This window comes from Peptoniphilus faecalis (assembly GCF_012976305.1).
GTDB lineage: Bacteria > Bacillota > Clostridia > Tissierellales > Peptoniphilaceae > Peptoniphilus_A > Peptoniphilus_A faecalis.
In genome coordinates this window covers 145314-167200 of record NZ_JABDSR010000004.1, presented here as the reverse complement: position 1 = coordinate 167200, position 21887 = coordinate 145314, and the positions used below count along the sequence as shown (strand labels likewise).

20 protein-coding genes and 8 pseudogenes are annotated in these 21887 nt (G+C 31.5%); 1 reads left to right on the top strand and 27 read right to left on the bottom strand.

Features of this window, described 5'->3' with window-relative positions:
* Positions 1-124 precede the first annotated feature (124 nt).
* The 16 genes and pseudogenes from HKO22_RS04155 to HKO22_RS04085 all read right to left on the bottom strand — a co-directional run.
* Positions 125-850 (bottom strand): annotated as a pseudogene (locus tag HKO22_RS04155) (VirD4-like conjugal transfer protein, CD1115 family); the annotation flags it as partial.
* 35 nt (positions 851-885) lie between these two features.
* Positions 886-1047 (bottom strand): transposon-encoded TnpW family protein, encoded by a 162-nt coding sequence (locus HKO22_RS04150; protein ID WP_169968758.1) that lies wholly within the window; start codon positions 1045-1047, stop codon positions 886-888.
* Positions 1048-1148: 101 nt separating this feature from the next.
* Positions 1149-1544, bottom strand: coding sequence for a hypothetical protein (locus HKO22_RS10820; RefSeq protein WP_235932814.1), 396 nt, complete (start codon positions 1542-1544; stop codon positions 1149-1151).
* Entirely contained in the window at positions 1545-1913 is a 369-nt protein-coding gene (locus HKO22_RS10815; RefSeq protein ID WP_235932813.1) for a class I SAM-dependent methyltransferase, read from the bottom strand.
* A gap of 148 nt (positions 1914-2061) precedes the next feature.
* A pseudogene (mobQ, locus tag HKO22_RS04140) lies at positions 2062-3546 on the bottom strand (MobQ family relaxase).
* Positions 3547-3789: 243 nt separating this feature from the next.
* Positions 3790-4109: pseudogene (locus HKO22_RS04135) on the bottom strand (DUF3847 domain-containing protein).
* Between the two features lie 141 nt (positions 4110-4250).
* A complete protein-coding gene (locus tag HKO22_RS04130) occupies positions 4251-5171 on the bottom strand; it encodes a carbon-nitrogen hydrolase family protein (protein WP_169968756.1) in 921 nt (306 codons plus the stop codon).
* Between the two features lie 52 nt (positions 5172-5223).
* The gene (locus HKO22_RS04125; protein ID WP_211660201.1) at positions 5224-5643 is read right to left on the bottom strand and encodes an ACT domain-containing protein; all 420 of its coding nucleotides are present in this window, start codon (positions 5641-5643) and stop codon (positions 5224-5226) included.
* Between the two features lie 195 nt (positions 5644-5838).
* Positions 5839-7509 (bottom strand): annotated as a pseudogene (locus HKO22_RS04120) (recombinase family protein).
* A gap of 54 nt (positions 7510-7563) precedes the next feature.
* Positions 7564-7803 (bottom strand): annotated as a pseudogene (locus HKO22_RS04115) (type IV secretory system conjugative DNA transfer family protein); the annotation flags it as partial.
* Positions 7804-7918: 115 nt separating this feature from the next.
* Entirely contained in the window at positions 7919-8362 is a 444-nt protein-coding gene (locus tag HKO22_RS04110; protein ID WP_211660200.1) for a hypothetical protein, read from the bottom strand.
* A 1-nt stretch (position 8363) separates the two neighbouring features.
* Positions 8364-8561, bottom strand: a complete 198-nt coding sequence (locus HKO22_RS04105; protein ID WP_075658676.1) for a helix-turn-helix transcriptional regulator — start codon at positions 8559-8561, stop codon at positions 8364-8366.
* 87 nt (positions 8562-8648) lie between these two features.
* Positions 8649-9095, bottom strand: a pseudogene (locus HKO22_RS04100) (hypothetical protein); the annotation flags it as partial.
* Positions 9085-9459 (bottom strand): annotated as a pseudogene (locus HKO22_RS04095) (PcfB family protein); the annotation flags it as partial. The pseudogenes HKO22_RS04100 and HKO22_RS04095, both read right to left, overlap by 11 nt.
* Positions 9452-10127: pseudogene (locus tag HKO22_RS04090) on the bottom strand (ATP-binding protein). The pseudogenes HKO22_RS04090 and HKO22_RS04095, both read right to left, overlap by 8 nt.
* The gene (locus HKO22_RS04085) at positions 10124-10897 is read right to left on the bottom strand and encodes a replication initiator protein A (protein WP_169968752.1); all 774 of its coding nucleotides are present in this window, start codon (positions 10895-10897) and stop codon (positions 10124-10126) included. The pseudogene HKO22_RS04090 and the gene HKO22_RS04085 overlap by 4 nt, the downstream one beginning before the upstream one ends.
* Before the next feature lie 284 nt (positions 10898-11181).
* Between HKO22_RS04085 and HKO22_RS04080 the strand changes: the two genes are divergently transcribed.
* A complete protein-coding gene (locus HKO22_RS04080) occupies positions 11182-12351 on the top strand; it encodes an IS110 family RNA-guided transposase (RefSeq protein WP_169968750.1) in 1170 nt (389 codons plus the stop codon).
* Positions 12352-12814: 463 nt separating this feature from the next.
* Here the strand turns inward: HKO22_RS04080 and rlmD are convergent, their stop codons facing one another.
* The 11 genes from rlmD to HKO22_RS04025 all read right to left on the bottom strand — a co-directional run bounded on the left by rlmD (position 12815) and on the right by HKO22_RS04025 (position 21887).
* A complete protein-coding gene (gene rlmD / locus HKO22_RS04075; protein ID WP_169968747.1) occupies positions 12815-14095 on the bottom strand; it encodes a 23S rRNA (uracil(1939)-C(5))-methyltransferase RlmD in 1281 nt (426 codons plus the stop codon).
* The gene (locus tag HKO22_RS04070) at positions 14082-14909 is read right to left on the bottom strand and encodes a CvfB family protein (protein ID WP_075658667.1); all 828 of its coding nucleotides are present in this window, start codon (positions 14907-14909) and stop codon (positions 14082-14084) included. The genes rlmD and HKO22_RS04070 overlap by 14 nt, the downstream gene beginning before the upstream one ends.
* Positions 14900-15481: a hypothetical protein gene (locus HKO22_RS04065; protein ID WP_075658665.1), complete on the bottom strand. Its 582-nt coding sequence runs from the start codon at positions 15479-15481 to the stop codon at positions 14900-14902. Before HKO22_RS04065 ends, HKO22_RS04070 begins: the two co-directional genes overlap by 10 nt.
* Positions 15482-15699: 218 nt before the next feature.
* Positions 15700-17094, bottom strand: a complete 1395-nt coding sequence (locus tag HKO22_RS04060; protein WP_169968746.1) for a VanW family protein — start codon at positions 17092-17094, stop codon at positions 15700-15702.
* Entirely contained in the window at positions 17094-17738 is a 645-nt protein-coding gene (gene nth, locus HKO22_RS04055; protein ID WP_075658661.1) for an endonuclease III, read from the bottom strand. Before nth ends, HKO22_RS04060 begins: the two co-directional genes overlap by 1 nt.
* Before the next feature lie 10 nt (positions 17739-17748).
* Positions 17749-18030: a DUF503 domain-containing protein gene (locus HKO22_RS04050; protein WP_169968744.1), complete on the bottom strand. Its 282-nt coding sequence runs from the start codon at positions 18028-18030 to the stop codon at positions 17749-17751.
* Between the two features lie 118 nt (positions 18031-18148).
* A complete protein-coding gene (locus tag HKO22_RS04045) occupies positions 18149-18661 on the bottom strand; it encodes an acyl-CoA thioesterase (protein ID WP_328818741.1) in 513 nt (170 codons plus the stop codon).
* Complete coding sequence (locus HKO22_RS04040; protein WP_169968740.1) at positions 18633-19556, bottom strand: pseudouridine-5'-phosphate glycosidase; 924 nt, start codon at positions 19554-19556, stop codon at positions 18633-18635. Before HKO22_RS04040 ends, HKO22_RS04045 begins: the two co-directional genes overlap by 29 nt.
* A complete protein-coding gene (locus tag HKO22_RS04035; RefSeq protein WP_169968738.1) occupies positions 19549-20616 on the bottom strand; it encodes a carbohydrate kinase in 1068 nt (355 codons plus the stop codon). Before HKO22_RS04035 ends, HKO22_RS04040 begins: the two co-directional genes overlap by 8 nt.
* Before the next feature lie 59 nt (positions 20617-20675).
* On the bottom strand, positions 20676-21278 hold the full coding sequence (locus HKO22_RS04030) for a thymidine kinase (protein ID WP_075658653.1): 603 nt from the start codon (positions 21276-21278) through the stop codon (positions 20676-20678).
* A gap of 3 nt (positions 21279-21281) precedes the next feature.
* On the bottom strand, positions 21282-21887 hold the full coding sequence (locus HKO22_RS04025) for a peptidylprolyl isomerase (protein WP_169968736.1): 606 nt from the start codon (positions 21885-21887) through the stop codon (positions 21282-21284).

Genomic DNA, 21887 nt, shown 5'->3' with positions numbered 1-21887 from the left:
TTACCCCTTCATTTGAAATTTCAGTTATGCAGTTCTCTAAAACCACATTATTAAATTATTTGTGACTTTAGGCTACGCTTTTGTCGGTTATTCCTACCGCTTTGGGCGTAGAACGTGTCACACTATTGGCAAACTCATCAAGTAGACATCTTACATGAACAGGAAGTCTTCCACCATAAACATCATCTGCCTTATCACATAGTAGATTAAATAATTGGGAATACATTATTGACACTACAAAGTTAAAGGTATCATCAGTATCTGATATTATTACGAATAATGCAGTTTTTCTATCTCCAATTTTATCGAGTTCTAATTCATCTTCACTCATTAGCTCTCTAAGCTCTCTTATATCAAAAGGTGCAAGTCTTGCTCCACAAGATATTAGAATTGACTTGGCAGTTTTTCCTGCTGCCAGCTTATATTTCTTATATTGCTTAACTGCAAAATGACTTGAATCTTTCTTTTCAAGAGCTTCAAAAAGCCTATCAATTGGGTTCATATAGGTTTCGTCATCTTCTCTAACTTCACTTGCGTCAATCATATCCAATAGCGTCTTAAAATTCTTTTCTTCTTCTGGTGCTTCATAATATATATAACCGATAAGGGCAGTGTAATATAGCTTTTCAGCTTTTACCCAGAAATCTTCTCCTGCCTTTTCTCCATCTCCCTTAGTGTTGGCAATAATTGTTTGGACAAGCTTTAAAATATCTTTTTCTGATCGAAGATAAGCAAAGGGATTGTATTTCATAGATTTTTTAAAGTTTATTGTGTTTAATATCTTTATGTCATATCTATTTTCATAAAGCATTTTTCCACACTCTAGCACAAGTGTCCCTTTTGGGAAGGTTTGTCAAGGACATAAACAAAATTTCTTTGATAAATTTATATCTTCTCTGTTTCTCTCTTGATTAGCTTTAGTATTTTATCCTTGTATGTTTCTCCTGTACCTTGCTTAAAATGTAGGTTTACAGTATATTTTATCTTTCCAATATCCATTATTAACTGTTTATTAGGGGGTGTTTTTATTTCTCTTTTTTCTTCCATAAGTCCTCCTTTCCATTTTTAGACAAAGAAAAAACAGTAAACCTTTTATGATTTACTGTTTCGTAAGTTGATATGTTATAGATTGTATTTAGTTGCTTGAGTTAAACAAACTCAGTTCTATTTATAGCCATCTTCATCATATCATAGCCTATCTTTGCAAGTAAGCGATGAGAGAAACGAATATTGGGGCTTTTCATGTCATAGTAGCCTAACATATAGCCTTTTGATGTAATTTTTATTTTGTCCGACCAGTTAAGCTCTTGCATTGGATTATTTGTATAGAATAATCCTTCTACATCGCTGATGCCCATATTCTTTAGTGTCTTTGACATCATTAGCTTTAAACCAAGCTTACCTACACTATCAAAAATCAAGCAGCCTCCTACATATCTTTTAGAAAGCTCTAAAACCAAATCCTTTACTTCGTTTCTCTTAAAATAATGAAATACTCCTGCCGCAAAGAAAACAACTCCATTTGAACCGTCTACTTCGTTCATCTATGAATAATCTTTTAAATCACAGGTAACATTTTTTTCTCTTTCATAATTTGAAATAAGCTGATTACGAACTTCTATAACATCGGGGAAATCTACATTGACTATCTTACAACTTCCATTATCACAAGCTTTTCCTGTTTCGTCTAAGCCACAGCCAAGATTTACAACAGTTGCCTTCGGATAAGTCTTTAGATATTCTTTGATTTCCCACATAATATCTAACTGACGCATTGCTGCTTCAAGTGATCCAAACTCATATAAAAACGAATTATTTTTTCTCTCTAATTCTGAAAAATCATAATCCAAACTATTGCATAAATTCTTTGCGAAAATGTCTGTATAAAGTTCAGGAAATTTTTCAGAACACATTTTTCTACCATATAGTGGTACAAGCAATGTTTCCTGAACGGTATTCTTTTCTATCTTTACTTTTTGTATTTCAACACACCTCCTTGAGTTAATTGAAATTTTATTTCACTCTATGTTTATATCATTATATCAATATTTTCAATTAGTTTTACAGCCTTAACTCGTGCTTCTTGACCTGTGTTAATTCTCTGTTTTCTTGTAGTAATTTCTCTATGCAGCTTCTAACACTTTCAGCTTGTTCAACCTCTTTTCGCATATCTAAGATTTGAGAATATAGAGTATCTTTTTCTTTCTTAAAGATTGTTACTTCCCATTTCCATTTAGATACATTTAAGGTCTTGCTTTCTCCTAAATGTTCTTTCAAATATTTCTTTGCACTTTCAAATAAAATAATCTCTGCGGTATGTTCATTGTAGAAAGTATCTTGTTTGTTTTTCTTTAGCTTGGTATAGGCTTTGTAAGTGTCTTTACGATTCAAATATTTCTCGGCTTGGTTGATAAGTTGTACTCTATAATCAATCTGCTTTTCGGTATCTTTAATAGCTCTTGTGGTCTTGTAGTTCTTATCTCTTAATGCTGATATACATTCTTTCAATTCGGGTATTGATGTAATATTTTTCTCTTTAAGAAATTGATAGCTTTCAATGTATTGTTCTAAATCTGTATTATGGTTATCTGCATTTTCTTTTATGAAATGAGAAAGTATATTTATTAGGTTATTTTGTTTTGGCAAGGTAGTGGGTTATACAGATATATCCTCTTGGTTCTCTGTTAGATTATCTTTGCTTTTGTTTGTCGTCAAACTTCTTATCCATCTCATTAAGGCTTTTATTCTTCTTGCAATTTCTTTTAGTATTTTGTTTTGATGTTTGATTTCTCGGTTGATATTTCCTCTGTCGGTGGCTATACCTTTCTTTTCCATTTGGGTAGCTGATACGCCTAAATGAATAGTCGGTATTTGTTCTATGCCTTGTCTTTGATAAGAACGGTGATCCACTTTTTCCTGTATGCTGTTTTCTTCAAGATATTTGTTTGTAATGTCTGCCCATGCTTTTCGCCAATGTTCTGCTTTGTCTTGCTCATTCCAATCCACTGTATTGATTTTTCTTGTCTTGTAATTTCCATTTTTGAGTTTTACTTTTTCTCCGTTTTCATCAAGGATATATTCTTTTTTTGATTTTGCTCCCCATGTTGTATCTTCATTTAACGGTCGCATGGTAAGTAGGATATGTGCGTGTGGATTTCCATCATTTCTATCGTGCAGAGCAATATCGGCACACATACCGACATCTACAAAATTTTCTTTTACATACTCTCTTACAAGATTTATTTGTTTTTCTCTGTCTAATTCTTTAGGCAATGCAATTTCTATTTCTCTTGCAAGCTGTGAGTTTTTACTTTTTTCTATTTTTTCTACACTATTCCATAATGTTCCTCTATCTGAAAATTCCTGTGGTGCATTTTGTGGTAATAGAATTTCAGTATGGGCTATTGCTCCTTTTCTTGTAAAGTCGTGGACTATGCCGTCATATTCGTTTTTTATCTTTTCGCCACTTCGATAGGCGGAAGCTGCTACTGCACTTTTGCCTTTGCCTCTTGAGATAATCTTTATACAAAGATGATATATCGCCATAAGAGAAAACCTCCTTTCCATTTTTCTGATACTTTTATGTGGCGATAGATAAGACTTCCTAAAAAAATCGGATAGCTTTTTATCCGATTTTCTTTGGGAAGTACACAAGGGGTAGGAAATTTATTTCCGTAGAGGAGTGTAGCTCCCCTGTATCAGCGTTAGCTGATATGCTTATCTAGCAAGAGCCTTCGGAGAACGCACGCACCTGTTAAGGTGTATATGTGCGCCCTTGTAAACAAGGGATTATTCCTTGATGTCCGTTACTTCCTCTTGTGTTTCTGTAATTTTGTTTTCGCTTTGTCCTCGTTCTTCTACTATTTTTAAGATTTTTGATTGACTATTTCTTTTATATTCGGAAATGTGATTAGCTGATAAAATTCGTCTTTAGTAAAGTCCTTGCTTTCGGTAAAGATACTTTCAAAGACTGCTCCTTTTTCATATATCCTTTTATCTATCTTTTTTCTTTCTTCCTGTTTCTGCTGACTGATGAGTTTTCTTCTTTTGTTTTGTAACTGCTTAATTTCTTCTTCTGCCATTAAGATTTTTTCATCTATGTTTTTCATTTCTGTTTTCCTTTCTTTAGTTTTTGGACAAAGAAAAAACAGTAAACCTTTTTTGATTTACTGTTTCGTAAGTTGTTATATCATTGCTTGTATTTAATTGTTTTACTTCGACAAACTGGAAGTTGATGAGCCAACAGACTATTATTTTTCGTTGACTTTTAATTCAAGTATATCCGGACGTGCATAATGTCCAATCGCATCATGCTCCATCTTACAGGCGGCAGGCAAATTCATATCAAGTTCTGCATAGATGATAGTTTCTTTATCCCAGACAGGTTTTGTCAAATAATGTCCATATGGATCAATTATACAGCTCCCTCCTCTGCACACAAATTCCGGAAGCTCGGATACGATATTGCGCTCACACAAGTCAGAAGGATATGAACTGCGTCTGATGATCATATCAGCATTCACAAAGAAACATTTCCCCTCGATTGCAATGTGCTGAATAGTGGCTTGCCATTCTGGATTGTCATTGGTGTTTGGTGAAATGTAAATGGTGATTCCCTTTTGATAGAGCGCTACCCGAGCAAGCGGCATATAGCTTTCCCAACAAATCATACTGCCGATCGGTCCCCACGGCGTTTCAGTAACAGGGAAATAATCCTTATTCGCATCTCCCCATACAACACGCTCAGATCCTGTCGGCTTCAATTTTCTGTGTACCTTATATGACCCGTTCGGTTCAAAAATGACATTGCTGTTGTAGAGCGTTCCGCTAACAGCATCTCGCTCGGAAAATCCGAGGCTGATATATGCCTCTGCTTTTCTGGCTGCCTCTGCGAGTTGTTGGAACTCCGTCTCTCCAGCAACAATGGAAGCATCGTAGTATCGTTTCCAGTCTTTTCGTCCCTCCTCGCTTCGTTTTCCCATGCTAAAGCCGAAATTCATTCCAACAGGATATCCCGGAATAAACAGTTCCGGGAAAACAATCAAATCCGGTTTTTGGCTTGCAGCTTCACGAATATATTGAAGTGCCTTTTTCAGCGATGCACTTTTATCAAACATTACAGGTTCTGCCTGCACCAATGCGATTTTACAAATATTATCAATATCTTTCATACTAATAATTCACTCCTCCTATGATTTTCTTTGCGTTTAAAGTATCTGAAATCTATATCACTGTATATCCGGCATTTGATAATACAGCTAATGATTTTTCAAAATCCACATCTTTCACTAAAATATAATCTGTGTTGAATGTAGATACCGCAAAAATTCCAATTTTATTATCTGCAAGTATTCCAGACAACTTTGAAAGAATGCCAATGAGTGAAAAATCCAAAATTCCTTGAATACGGAAACCACGCCACCCATCTTCACGCTCTATTGTGTTTTCAGGAACATCATCTGTTTCACACACAAGAGAAATTTCTTCATCTGTTTTACCTATGAAGTAGAATTCCTTGCTCAAATCTATATCGTCAATGTTTTTTACTTTACATACAGTTAGCAACTGCTCTAATTTATTTAATACCAGCAAATTATTCCCCTCCACAAATTGGGAATTACTTTTTACCATTGATAATTCCAATAGTCAATACACCGATTGATATTCCATATAGGATACCAATAACTAAATCACTTATGTTGGATACTCTGTTTAAGATGATAGCTAATACCAAAAACAACATCCCAACAGGTACCTGTTTACTTTTCTTTAACTTCATTAAATATCCTCTCAAATTCTAATTTTTCTATCTCAATAATTAGTAATACTATACCATTTTTAAGCCATTTTTTCTATATCTACTTTCTGTGGTACTTGACAGTTGCCTATAAAGTTAAAGTAAACATCAACTTGTTGTTTTCGGTCTTTACCTTTTCTTCCTCCTGTTGATTCGTGGACTATTATTTTTTCTATATACTCATTTATCATTGGTACGGTCAATTCCTCAATATCTGTATACTTTTCTATCATTTTTAGAAATTTATCGGTGTCAATTTTTCTCTGATGATAGTTTTCAATTTCCTCTTCAAAATACTGTATTTGTTTTTCTAAGTCTTGTTGCTCCGTATCATAGATATTAAATAATCTGTCAAAGTGTTTTGCGGGAATTTTTCCAAGTGCATGGTCTTCGTATTGCTTTGTAATAAGGGGTGTTAGTTCTGCATTTCTTGATAACAGTTTTTCTAATTTCTCTTTATATCCTTGATACTTTTCTTCTCTTTTTTCGTCGGATAACTTGTTCATCACTTTTAGAAACTCTTGCTTTTCTTCTTTTGCAAAGTCTGTGATTTCTTTGATTGATTTTAAGAGAATTTCATTGACTGTTTATACTTTGATGTAGTGCATACTGCAAGTGCCTTTTCTGTGTCTGTAATGTTGGCATACAAAAGAGTAATCACTATCATATTTCTTTGCTTTATGTTCTGCCGGCTCTCTGTAACTTAATTTTCCTCCAAAATCTGCACAGATTAAAAGTCCTGTAAATGGGTGTGATGTTGTCCCGTACTTTGGACTTCTTCTTACTGTTTTTCTTAGCCTCCTCGCATTGTTCCATGTTTCTTCGTCAATGATGGCTTCATGGGTATTTTTGAAGATAATGAGTTCATCTTCTTTTGCCTTTCTTCGTTTCTTGGTTTTGTAATCAAGGCATATTGTTTTACCAAGTACAGTGTGTCCCATGTATTCTCTTTTTTCTAAGATATAGCCTACTGTGGTTGGTGTCCAAAAATACGGGTCTTCTATTCCTCTTTTCTTTGAGCTATGATTATTTTCGGGGTAATGTATTTCTGCATAAGCAGACGGAATAAGGACTTTATCTTTGGTTAATATATCTGCTATCTGTGTTACTCCATATCCCTCTATTACAAGATGGTAAATACGGTTTACGACCTTTGCACTCTCTTTATCGACAAGTAACTCCTGTTTGTTCTTAGGGTTTCTATAATAGCTGTATGGAACGCTTGGTGATACTCTTTTACCTTCTTCCATTCTTGCTCTAAAGATAGATTGTATTTTTTTTGAGGTATCTCTTGCATACCATTCATTCATAATATTTAGAAATGGGGTAAAGTCGCTTTCTGCTTGTTTTTCACTGTCTATTCCGTTATTGATGGCGATAAACCTTACTCCCTTTTCTTTGAAAAGTATTTCGGTGTAAAAACCTACTTTGAGGTAGTCTCTGCCAAACCTACTCATATCTTTTACTATCACAGTAGATACTTTGTTTTCTTCTACTGCTTTTATCATCTTTTGAAATCCCTCTCTATCGAAGGTTGTTCCGCTTACTCCGTCATCGGTATAGTGATAGATATTTACAAAGCCGTTTCTTTTTGCATAGCTTTCAAGCAGCTGCTTTTGATTAGTGATGGAATTGCTTTCTCCTTGCATTTCATCATCTCGACTTAAACGCTCATAAAGGGCTGTTTGTCCTGTTCTTTTCGTATTTGACATGAGAATTACCTCCTTTCCAAGTTTTTATGATTTTCTATATCCCTAAGAGGTTAATCCTTTAGGGTCTGTTACTACATAGGAAGAATGCATTTGCATTAGATTTGGCTTTACATAAAATCTCGTCTTACCTGATCCAGAACCACCTATTACTAATACATTTTTATTTCTAGCATATTTAGGGTTTTTAGGTCTTGAGTTCATTGTAAGTCTTTCAGTATTAGTTATTAGTACATTGTTTTCAAACTTAGGGTCAATGTATGGAGCAATATCCTTGCTTTCTCCCCAGGAAGCGTTTTGTCAAGTACCTTTTTTGATTTATTGACGCTCTTTCTTTTAACATTTGAACAAGAAAAAACAGTAAACCTTTTTGTGATTTACTGTTTTCTAATAAATATTACTTTTTAGTTATCTATTCTACTTTTCGTAAATATAAATTATAAATCCATGACACAATACCACTTATCAAAATGACTCCTAGTATAGAAAATCCTGAAGCTTTATTTAAATATCCCATAAAAGTTAATAGGAAAAAAACTACTCCCAGTAAAACTGTTTGAATATAATACCCTACCATACTAGCCTTAGCAGTAATTAGTAACTCTCTTTCATCAGTTTCATTTATCCATTCTTGCTTTTTCCCAGAAATTAAGAATACATTTATCCCACTAACACATAGAATAAAAGCAACAACAGAAAATCCAATCCAAGCAATATCCATTCTTGGAAATATTTGTAAAATATCTTTCTTAGAAAATAGTATTACGCCAAGTAAAGCAAATAACACACCAATACAAATAAATAAAATACCTACTTTTTTACCAGTCTTCATTTCATATTCAATTTTATTTTTCATCTTATTCCTCCTCATAAATAAAAATTTCTTCAATGTTCATTTGAAAGTACCTTGCAATTTTAAATGCCAACATTATTGATGGATTATATCTTCCATTTTCTAAAGAACCAATCGTCTGCCTTGATACCTCCAGAATAGAAGCTAACTCCTCTTGCGTTATTCCATTTGCTTTTCTTATTTCTTCAAGTCTGTTCTTCACATTAAACCACCTTCTTCAAATGACAAGCTAACTTTACATATAGTATAATCATTATTTTCAAAAATATCAAGTATACTTTCCTTTTTTCTAAAGTTGAAAATCTTTATTCTTGCTCTGTTTTAGTTCCTTTGAATTTTCCTGTAGCTGCTCTATACATGTTTTAACTTTTTCTGCTTGTTCTACTTCTTCCCTTATCTCTAATATTTGATTGTAAAGGCTCTTTTTCTCTTTCTTCAAAGTGGTAACTTCTGTTTCCCATTTACTGATGGCTAAGGTCTTACTTTCTCCTAAATGTTCTTTCAGATATTTCTTTGCACTCTCAAATAAAATAATCTCTGCGGTATGCTCGTTATAAAAATCTTCCTGTTTGCTTTTCTTTAATTTTATATAGGCTTTGTAGGTTTTCTTGTACTTCAAATATTTTTCTGATTAGTCGATGAGTTGTGTTTTTTCATCAATCTTCTTTTCGGTATCTTTTAAGGCTCTTGTGGTCTTATAATTCTTATCTCTTAAAGTAACTATACTTTCTTTCAGAAGCCTTAACTACTTTTTTAAAGGCATGTTCCATTACTTTTATATCCTTAGATTGAAAAAACACAGAGTGGTTGCCAGTTTCCTTATCTTTCATAACAGAAAACTTCACTCCGTGTTTATTTAAAACTTTCTTTAGTTCTTTTAACTCAGGATCCTTTAAATTAATTTCTTCTAACTGTCCCTTTTTAACCATATCTTTTAGCTTTACTTCTTCTCCATTATTTTTTATTACATTTTTCAAACCTCCTTGTTCTTCTATTTGCTTGTGAACTTTCTTTAAGGCATCAAGAATTGCTTTACTTGTTGCTTTTGCAAGTCTTACTTCAAGATTAAGACCCGACCTAGATACTTCTTCATTAATCATCTATTCCACCTCCATATAAAAGTAACTCTTTGTATTTTCTTAACTTCTCTTGATGGATTTTTCTTCTAAAATCTTCTCCCGTAACTTTAACTGGTATTGTCATTTCAAGTATTCTTGAATATATCCTCTGATACTCAAGGTCAATATTAGGATTTTGAATAATTTCCAATGATAAGTTTGTAGTAAAAATTGTCGGCCTACCCTTTAAGTATCTTGAGTTTATAATGTTATATACTTGTTCTCTTGCATAAGATGTATCCCTTTCAATTCCAAGGTCATCTAAGATTAACAATGGAATATTAGAGAGTTTACTGATAATTTCATTTGAATCTAGCTTAAATGCTGATTTTTGTATTTGGTTTATAACCTGAGATAAATTCATAATCTTAACTTTAATTTGTTTTCTTTCGATTAATTCATTTGCAATTGAACAAGCAAGATAAGTCTTTCCACTACCAACATCTCCATAAAATAAAAGTCCAACATTATCTTTCTTCATTTTCCTTATCTCTTTTTATTTCACATTCACATTTAATTCTTGGAATAAACTTTGTAAATCCAAGGTCAAGTAATTCTCCATCGACTCTTTTACCACATACCTTACAATAGATATGACAATTTCTTTCAACATCATTTTCTCTTAATACAAAATCTTTTAAGCTTGTCATAAACTCTCTCCTATATCGTAATTCATTTTTCTTGTTGAATTGTCATTAATATTTTTTGCCTGATCATTAAGATACCAATTGATTATCGTTGCCTTGTGATCCTGATAATCTCTGTTATTTGATTTCATATATGACGACAATCTATCAATGTACTCACTAATTCTACTTCCTAACTCATTCGTTAAGTCTTTGTATTCTTTATCAGTTAAAAATATATTTTTATATATCCCATAAGGCTTTTGCCCCTTACTAAAATCATTCTTTCTTAACTCATTATTACTAATATTGTTATAGTTACCTTCCGATTTTCGGAAATCTTGAAGTCCGTTATTCAGAGTTCTTGAATTCCGATTATCGAACTTCTGGAATTTTGTTTTTCGAACTTCTTGATTTTTTAATTCCATATTATTAAATATGCTCATAAAGTCTTTAACATAAATTCTGTTAGGCTTTCCAAGTCCTTGTCTTTTCTTTTCAATCAGTCCTATTCCTGATTTAATATCAAGTTCAGCTATTAATTTATTTGCTTTTTCACTCGCACAATTAAATTGATCTTTTATACTTTCAATTGCGTAGTAAATAAAGACTTTTCCGTCTTCATCTATCCAGCCATTTTTATATGAAAGCCCCATTCGATTAAGCATATATGAATACAAAACTTTAGCTTCAATAGAAATGCTCTCAAAAATTTCATCTTCCATTAATACCATAGATAACCTTATGAAGTTATACATCAAAGACTTGCTATTATAAAAATAATCAAAATTCATTCTTACCTCCTTATATAATGTATTTAGGTTGTTAAAGGTAACCTATAACCCTTTTTCGACTAAGTATTATTCAGTTTTACTGTATAATATTGTTATTAGATAGAGTGTACTCGTCACTTCCTTGAGATTTAATCTCGTAATTGAAAGAGTGAGTCCTCTAATCTTTTAACTGTTTACGAATAAGTTAGATGTTGACCCTTTCAGGGTACTTCGTATATACCATAAGGCAGTAACGTTATTAGATTTTGAGGTGTCTATCTAAAATACTTTTTTATGAGGTTCAAATGTTTTATTTAGGTATTGATATTGGCAAAAATACTCATGTTGCTTCATTAGTTGATGACAAGAAAAAGGTTATTTTTAAAGCTTTTTCTTTTTCAAATTCCATTGATGGTGCTGAGAGTTTAATCCTTAAACTAGAAGCTTTCAAAAATGAACTTGAAGTTGGTATGGAAGCTACAGGTCATTATTGGTTATCTCTATACTCATATCTTGTTGAAAAAAACTTTACTGTTCGTGTTATCAATCCAATCCAAACTGACGGTTGGCGACAAGGTGTAGAAATCAGAAAGAGAAAAACTGATGTTATTGATTCTCTTTTAATAGCTGATCTTCTTAGATATGGAGATTTCGTTGAGACTTCGCTTTCTAATGAAGATTATTTGTCTTTGAGAAATCTTTCCAGATTTAGGTCTTACCTCATTTCTTCAATTGGCGATCTTAAAAGAAAAACTATTGCACTTTTAGACCAAGTTTTTCCTGAATATGCCTCTTCTTTTAGTAATATTTTTGGGAAGACTTCTAAGGAAATTCTTTCAAATTTCTCTACTCCTTCTGATTTTGAGGATATTAATTCTGATGATTTGAATACTTTTCTTGAATCTGTTTCTAAGAAAAACTATGCTTCTAAGAAGATTGATGAGCTTTCTAAAAAGGCTTCTTCTTCTTTTGGTATTAATTTCTGTCTGGATTCATTTAGTCTTCAGATCAAAATACTTATTGAGCAAATTTCTTTTATTCAAAATCAGGTTTCTGATGTTGAAAATGAAATTGAACTATTGCTTGAAAAACTTAATTCTCCAATTACTACTATTCCAGGTATCGGTTCTGTTAATGCAGCTACTATATTAGGTGAGATTGGAGATATTAAAAGATTTTCTAATCCTTCTAAACTTGTCGCTTATGCTGGTTTGGATGCTAGCGTTTCTCAGTCTGGAGAATATGAATCTACTTACAATCATATGAGTAAAAGGGGTTCTCCTTATTTAAGGCGTGCTCTTTTTCAATCCGCTCTTAGAGCTGAATTTTGTGATCCTGTTTTCTCAGATTATTATCAAAAAAAGATTAGTGAAGGAAAACATCATCTAGTTGCTACCAATGCTGTTGCTAGAAAGCTTTGTCATACTATTTTTGCTGTTCTTACTAAGAATGAACCTTATCAAGTGCAGAGTTAATTTTTGATTAACTGTTTACAAATTTTTGAAAAAGGTTCTGTAAATGACGAGCTTTGCTCGGGCATAGCCTTCATCATTTACAGGTTCTTTTGAGAAAATTAATATTTAAAAGGCGAAAACTTTACTAACCCTATTTTTAATCTTAAACTTTAGGGTGCTTTTTCATGCTTATTTTTATTCATTTTTTATCAATATCATTACTTATATTTTCTTTGTTTCACATCTTGACTTTTAATAGTTAGTCTTTCTTTAAAATAAAAAAGAGCAGCCTTATTGAAGCTACTCTTGTAGAAAGTATAAAATGGGTTTTATCTTATTATATTTTTCTTTGTGTCTCCTCATACCAGTTGCAAAACTACTCTTACGTCCATGTAGTTTTTTTGGGTCTTTTTGACGTATCCTTCTTCATCTTTATCGAAGACAAAATGCTTATAAAACTGCTTAAAATGAAGGATTTCTAAATTTACATCTTTTGTATAAGCGCTATAGTCTCCACATGAGCTGTGTTAGGGAATAAATTTACTAGCGCTATTTTTTCAACTTTATATACTTTTTTTAAAGTTTTCAAGTCTCTTGCTTGTGTTGCTGGGTTGCATGAGATATACACTAGTCTTTCAACTAGGTTTTCTTTTAAAAAATTCACTAATTTGTCATCTAGTCCCCTTCGCGGTGGATCCACTATTATTTTATTTGGTGAAATTTTTTCTTCTTTATAAATTTTTTCTATTATTTCTTCAGCTGCTCCTTTGATAAATCTAGCTTCAATGTTATTATTTTCTGCATTAATTCTTGCATCTTCTATGGCACTTTCTACAATTTCTATTCCTATTACATTTGTAGCTTTTTTTGCAATTGATATTGATATTGAACCTACTCCGCAATATAAATCGTAAATTTTATCTTCTGCTTTTGGATCTAAGTATTCTATGGCTTTTTCATATAATTTTTCTGTTGCCAATCTATTTATTTGAAAAAAGGATTCTGGAGAAATTCTATAATCTATGTCTAATAATTTTTCTTCGATAAAGTCTTCGCCATAAATTTTTTTAAATTCTCTTGAGTAATGAATTTTATCACCTGTGTTGTAATTTAGATAAATTGATTTTACTCCCACATCAATTAATTCTGGAAGTATATCCTTTATTTCAATTTTGGCAGCCTTTGTTACGAGTATTAAAAGAACTTCTCCTCTATAGTTTGTCCTTATCCCAATTCTCTTTAATTCCCTTAATTGTTTGTATCGCCACATTATCTTTAATACTTTATTGGCAATATCTTTTTGCATTATACAATTTTTTATAGGAACTATTTCCTTTGAATTTTTTGCATAAAGACCTATGATGCCATCTCGCACTTGAAACTGCATATTATTTCTGTAATGAGTTTTTTCAGGCGAATCAATTACTTCTTGAACTTTTATATCTAGTCCTGCAATTTTGTTTAAATTTTTATTTACGTCATTTTCTTTCCACTTTAATTCTTTTTCGTTAGAATAATTTAGAAAGTCGCAACCTCCGCAATCTTTAAAATAAGGGCAGGGGCCGTTTACTCTGTCCTTAGATTTTTTTATTATTTTTTGAATTTTTCCTTTACAGAAATTTTTCTTTTTTTTAGTTACGAGAAATTCAACCTCATCTCCAATTACTCCGCCATCTAAAAATACTGGAATCCCATCGATTTTTGTAATTCCAAGTCCTTTAAAGTCAAAGTCAATTATTTCTCTTATAAATTTATTTTCTTCCATGTTTCAACTCTATTTTTGTATCATAAATATTTATAAGTCGATTTTTATAAAGATGTCCCACTGCTCTCTTGTAGGCTTTTTTGCTAAGTCCTGTTAAATCTTTTATAATTTCTGGATTAGATTTATCGCCAAGTTCAAGAACTCCATCATTTTCTTCTAAAAGTTCTAAAATTAAATCGGCATCGGCATCAATTTGTTTGTAGGCTTTTTCTCTTAAGGTCAAAGTTATAAATCCGCTCTGCAAAATTCTTTGAACTCTAGCTTCTACTTCGTCTCCAATTCTATAAATCCCCTTGATTTCTTCAGCAGGAATCATTCCATCGTATTTGTTTTCAATTGCAACGAAAGCTCCAGGTCTTCCAATGCTATAAATCGTACCCTTGACTATGTCATTTACTTTGTAATTTTCATTAACCTTGAGTTTGTCCTTAATATTCATTGTAAGTGCAAGTCTATTGCTCTTATCATGGTACAAATATAAAAGATATTCTCCTCCAACTGTTAATCTTCCGTAACTTTCTTTAAATGGAAGGAAGATGTCCTTTCCAATTCCATTATCTACAAAATATCCAATTTTTGCTTTGTCAACTACTTTTAATTTTTTTAAATCGCCAACTTGTGCAAAAGGTTTTTTTAAAGTTGCTTCAAATTCATCGTGAATATTGTATACAAAGGCTTCAACTTCATCTCCAACTTTTAAATTTTCCCCTTCGCCAATTGCAAGATTTACTCTATTATTTTCATTGTCTGTTAAAATTATTTTTCTATCTTTTTTTGACTCAACTTTTAATTTTTGCACTTTTCCTAATTCCATGCCTTCTCCTCTATTATTTCTTTTCCAATTTCTGTGGTTTCATCGTACAAATCGTCGATTATTCCATAATCTATATTTTTTAAAACATCTATGCCATAGTAAATAAATGAAGGATGTTTTAATAAATTTAAAAATATTTCGTATGCCCTTTTTACTTCAACGAGATTATAGTACTTTGTAAGAAGCATTCCAAATTTTACACATTCTTCTACTTTCGAATCTCTCATAAGCAAAATGGAAAGTCCAACTAATTTTGATTCATCAAATTCAATTTTTTGAAGCAAAAAAGTCAAAAAATTTCTCTCAGATTCTAAAGCTCTATGTCCACCAAAAAATTCTTCAAATTCATCTATGGCTTTACTTTCCCTTAGATAATAATCGTCAACAGCTTTGTTTATCTCTCTTGTATTAATGTGATTTATTTCTTTTTCGCCTTTCAAAATAGAAAGTTCATAGCTTCCATCAGATAAATTAAGATCATCTATCTCTTCTAATTTTTGTAAATCAAAATTATTTTCCCAAAGAATTTTATAAATTGACTTTTTCTTTTTAAATCTCTTAAATATTTTCATAATGCTATTTTATCACAACTACAAGTATTTTTATATGTCTTGAATTTATAATATAATGCAAGAAAAAATAATGCACAGTATATGATAAAATAGTGTTTGCAAAGGCAAGTAAAAATCAAAACCAATTATAAATCGCTACAAATATTTTACACTAAAAAAAACGAAAGGATAAACAATATGAGGAAATACAGATAAAAAAATAAGAGCTTATGCTCTTATCAATCTTTATCCTTATCCTTATCATCATTGCTATTTGATGTTCCTGTTCCCACAACTACAATTTTATCCTTTGGTAAATAGTAGGATTTTGAAATTTCTTTATTTTCAATAACTTCGCCATTTTTTATTATTTCTTTATAAGTTTTGTAAGAATAACCTCTAGCTCCCCTATCTTTTACCGTTGATTCCCCTTCTGGTAATTCATCTGAATAAATTGTGTCAACTCCTGGACCTACTGTTTCTAAAAGTTTAGGAATTATTTTTATTTCATAATCCCTATCTGCGGCATTTCCTAAAATTTTAAAATTTAATTTTTCGCCATTAGCTTCTGACAAAATTAAAATTGGATTATTAGTATTATTTTTAAATTTTAAATCCTTATAACCTCTTGCAACTGCAGCATCTGTGCCAAGATCAACATAGTGGATAGGTCTTGAATGATTATGTCTTTCTGTAATTTCAAGATCTGATAATATTAATGAATTATATAGAGTTGTAGATACTTGGCAAATTCCTCCACCAATTCCATCTTCATATTCTCCACCAACAATTACAGTTGCATTCTTAAATCCTGTTTCTGGGGAAATTTCTCCAATGACATCGTTAAAAGAAACTTCATCTCCTGGATTTAATTTCATGTTATTGAATTTTGATGCAGCAATCTTAATATTTTCCTTTCTATTTTTCGCTGAAGATGAATAGTCTGTTTCAAAGTTGCCAAGTTCTTTGTCTATCCCTTCGTAATAATTTGAATAAATTTTTGGCTCAGTTTTGTAAACTGGAAGTTCTATTTTTTCTTCATTTAAAATATCTAAATTAATAAGTTTTTTTGCTTCGTCAATATCCATGTATCTTCCAATTTCAGATTCTGCAATTTTTAAACTTCTATCGGTATTAATAATAGGATGGGCATCGACAGGTTTTTTAAAAACTTTATTTCCCATGTCAAGAATTATTTTTTCTCGTTTTGCATCATTTATATATGATTTTGCAATAAAATTCTTTTTAAATATTGAACTCTTAACTATATCAAAATAATTATAAAATAAATTTTCACTTCGTCCATAATTAAAGGCTGAATTTACGGCATCATGCAAATTTAATTCATAACCAAAATCCCTTAATGGAACAGATAAATTAATATCATCATAATAAAAATTAACCACTTTATTTTTAATTATTTCATCTGTAACTGTCTTAACTTCTTTTAATGCTTCCTCTTTTGATAAATTTGAGACATCTACACCTTCGATTTTTATACCTCTGTGTATATTTGGATTTACATATTCTTGAGTGAAATAAATAACAGACATAAAAATAATCATCAAAATAATTGCAATTGTAATTAATATCTTTTTATTAATATTTAGAATTTTTGTTCCTAAATTTTCCATCAACTATCACCCTCATAATATCTACAAATTTTATTTATGGTGCAAATTTCACACTTTGGATTTCTTGCGGTGCAACATCTTCTTCCATGAAATATAAACAAATGATGAGCCTTAGTCCATCTATTTTTATCAATTTTATTTTGAAGTGCCCTTTCAGTAGCTTCTACATTTTTTTCGTGAACAAATCCAATTCTATTGCTAACTCTGAAAACATGAGTATCAACTGCAATTGCAGGCACACCAAAAGCAGTCGATGCAACAACATTAGCTGTTTTTTTGCCAACTCCTGGTAGCTTCATAAGTTCTTCAATTGTATTTGGAACTTCACCATTATATTCTTCCAAAATGACACTTGAGCTTGCCTTAATATTTTTTGCCTTATTTCTATAAATTCCACATTCCTTTATTAGGCTTTCAAGTTTTTTTATGTCCATATAAGCAAAATCTTTTGGAGTATTATATTTTTTAAACATCTCTCTAGTAACTTTATTGACTCTAATATCTGTGCATTGTGCCGATAATATTGTTGCAACTAAAAGTTCATAGGGACTATTATGTTCAAGTTCGCAATGTGCATCTGGGTAAGTTTCTTCTAATATGTCTAGGCATTTTTCCGCCTCTTCATGAGTTAAAATATCCTTCATATTCCTCCTCTTACAAAATTTCTTTTTCTATATTCATAATTTCAATTTCACTGTAGCTATTAAAAAATTGTATTACGTTTTCCATAGTTTCATCCACAATTTTTTTGTCATTGGATACCGTAGCAAATCCTATTACACTTTTTTGCCACTTGTCATTCTCGCCAACTTCAGCAATTGATACATTAAATCTATTTTTTGATTTCTCGACAATACTTTTTACAACGGATCTCTTTGATTTCAAAGAATTTGCATTGTAAATAAATATTTCGCAAGTACATATTCCTATTATCATAATTAAAATTATAACATAAGAAATTAAATTTTTTACTTTGATATATAAAATTATTTAATTTTAAAATATTTTAAATTAAGTAAAAAAAGCACCAAAGTGGTGCAATTTTATGATTAATCTATTTTAGAAACTCCTTTATCTGAGCATTATTTCTCTGTCTTATCTTATTTATTTCTCTTCGATTTTCATATCCTTCAATGATATTTTTCTCTTCGAGAGTTTCTCCAATTATAGCAGGAATTTTTCCTGAATCTGTCCCTTTACATTTAAAGGTCAAAAAACAGAAAGCTGCAAGTTCTGTCTCGCCTGTCATTGATTTTTCCTTTGTAAACTTTGTAAAAACTTCAACAGATGAATTTCCCACTCCAGATATAAATGTAGTCGCAGTTAAAAAATCTCCTAGATTAATTGGCTTTAAAAATGTTAAGTTGTCACAAGAAATTGTAGCGACTCTTCCCCTAGTATGCCTTATAGCACAAGTTCCAGAACTGTGATCAGCAATTTCAAAAATTCTTGCCCCATACATTGTGCCTCCAGTGTTTAAATCTGTTGGCATTACTCCGTAAGTGAAAACAACCTTTGATTCAGAAACTTTCTTTGAATTAGTAAAGGTATTTTGCAACTTCAGCACCTAATCTTGCATTATTTTTTACAAGGGCAATATTTGCTTCAAGTGATTTTCCTTCTGTTACTTCAAGAACTTTTGAAAGTAAGAATGGCGTTGTTTCTTTTCCGTGAATTCCCTTTTCTTCAGCTTCTAAAAGAGCTTTTTCTATTGCAGAATTAATTTTATCTTCATCCATTGAATCCTCTTCAGGAATTGGATTTGTAAGAAGAATTCCACCTTGTAATCCTAAATTCCATTGAGTATTAGCTGCATCCGCTGCTTCTTTAGGATTTTTGATATTATAATCAACTTTAAATTCACTCTTTCTTGTAAAAAAAGCTGGCATATAGTCTGTTTGATAACCAAATACTGGTACTCCCTTAGTTTCAAGGTATTCAAGAGTAAGTCCAATATCTAGAATTGATTTGCATCCTGCACAAACTATCATAATATCATTTGATGCAAGTTCATCAAGATCCCTTGAGATGTCAAAAGTAGTTTCAGCATGTCTGTGAACGCCACCAAGTCCTCCAGTTACAAAAATTTTAATTCCAGCAAGTCTTGATGCAATAATTGTTGATGCTACTGTTGTAGCACCATTTAATCCACGAGAAACAATATAGGCAAAGTCTCTTCTTGATGTTTTTATAATGTCCTTTGATTTTGCCATAAATTCTAATTCTTCATCATTTAAACCAATTTTAATTTTTCCACCTATAATTGCAGTTGTTGCAGGAATAGCTCCCCCTTCTCTTATGATTTTCTCACAAGCCTTTGCTGTCTCAATATTTTGAGGATAGGGCATCCCATGAGAGATTATTGTAGATTCAAGTGCAACTATTGGTTTTCCCTTTTCCATAGCATCTTTCACTTCATCATTATACTCAACATATTTTTTTAGCATTTCATTATTAATCATAAATTTCTCCTTTTAAATTATTTTCATTCATGTCCTTTGAACATGAATTAGCACTTTTTAAAACAATCCTAGCAGCAGCTTCTGCCGCTTTCATTCTCTTATCTATATCAAAATCATTGTATAGTCCATAGGCATATCCTGCCATAAAAGCATCACCTGCTCCACTTGCACTTACAACTTTTACTGGATCAGGTTTTCTAACCCTTTTAAAATCTTTTTCAAAATAAAAAGCTCCCCTACTGCCAGCTGTTATTACAAGACTTTTTAAACCTTTATCTATTAAATCTTCTCCAAGGCTATTAATATTGTCTGTATCTAAACCAGAAAGAGCCTTTGCCTCGTAATTATTTACTTTTAAGAAATCAATTTTATTCAATAAATTCTTAATTTTTATTACCTTTTTTGTGGAAACTCCGTCGATTAAAAATTTACCCTTTATATTTTTTAGAATATAATCTAAAGTTTCCTCTTCTAAATTTGTATCAATTATTGTAAATTCAGCATTTTCAATAATTTTTTTATTCTTATCAATATAATCTTTATCTATATTTTTTAAAAGATCCATGTCGGCAATTGCTACATACATATCCTTCTCTTCATCTAAAATCGCCAGATAATGAGGAGTAATTCCCTCAGATATTAGAATTTTGGAACTGTCGACATTTATGTGATTTAGCTCATCTAAAATATTTTTGGCTGCATCATCTTTTCCTAAAACCGAAAGAAAAGTTGTATTTATGCCAAGCCTTGCTAAATTTTCACAAATATTTCTCCCAACGCCGCCACTAGAATATTTAATCTTTCCTGGATTTGAATCTCTCACCTTTAAATTGTCAAAGGAATAACCAATAATATCCATATTGCACCCACCTAGAACCGCAACATAGGTATCTTCTCTAAGAATATATCCTCTACCTAAAATATATCCAGAACTCATCAAATTATTTATATGAGTGGATACACCTGACCTCGTGATATTTAATTCGTCGGCAATTTCTTGTTGTGAAATTCCAGGATTCTTTTTCAAAAGATTTATAATTTCTTTTTCTCTTGGAGTCAAAAAAACACCTCTAATCATTTACTTAAATTTTAATCAAATGATTAGAGGTTGTCAATGCTTTATAAAAACTTTTCTTGATTTTCTTTTAATTTGTCTTCAGCAATTGCTTCTTTGTAACATCTTCTGCAAAGGGGTTCGTATTCTTCTACTGCTCCAAGCTCAACTCTATTGTTACTTTTTATCTTTCTATGAGAGACCCAAGCGTCTGTCCCACATCTTTTACAAACCGCATGATGTTTGTTTAAATAATCTGTCTTTGGCATGATTTCTTTTACAATTTCAAAGGGCTCAGCCATATAATCCATATCGAGACCTGCCATTACAATTGTAATTCCCATCTCTAACATTTTTTCTAAATTTTCTAATACAACTTTTGGATCATCTTTTAAAAACTGAACTTCATCTATTCCAATTACTTGTGGTGAATTTTTCTCTGCATAATCTAAAATTTCTTTTATAGACTCAATTTCAATCGCTTTTAGAGAAATTTTATCATGAGTAACAATTTCTTCTCTTGAATACCTTTTGTCAAGCATTGGTTTGAAGGCAATGACTTTATAATTTGCAATTGAAAATCTCTTCAAGTCCTTTTCAAGCGAGCTAGTCTTCCCAGAAAACATTGAACCAGTGTGTAAAATCATTCTTCCTCTATATTGATGCATAATTTATCCTTGGTAATCTGTAACTATTGCTGCTTCAATTACAATATCAAAAACAGGCTTATCCATAAAGCCAACTTTTGATTTTGCAATATCGTCAACTACATCCATTCCTTCAAAAACTTGTCCGAAAACAGTGTGCTTGCCATCAAGCCAAAAAGCTCCACCAACTTTTTCGTAAGCTTCAATAATTTCTTCAGGATATCCTTTTTCAGCTCCGGCATCCTTCATTTGACTTAAAATGTCATCGGAAAGTTTATCTCCTTGCACTATAAAAAATTGTGAACCATTAGTATTTGGACCAGCATTTGCCATGGAAAGTGCTCCTCTAAAGTTTCTAAAGTTTACATCAAATTCATCTTTAAAAGGTTTTTTCCATTTGCTTTCACCACCTCTACCAGTTCCACTTGGATCTCCACCTTGAATCATAAAGTTTTCGATAACTCTGTGGAAAATTATTCCATCATAATACTTGTCTTCTATTAATGAAATAAAATTTTCAACAGCAAGAGGTGCTGCTTCTTCAAATAATCTAACTTTTATATCTCCCTTACTTGTCTTTAGTACCGCAATTTTTTCTCCAATTGCAGGTTTTTCAAATTGTTTTAACAT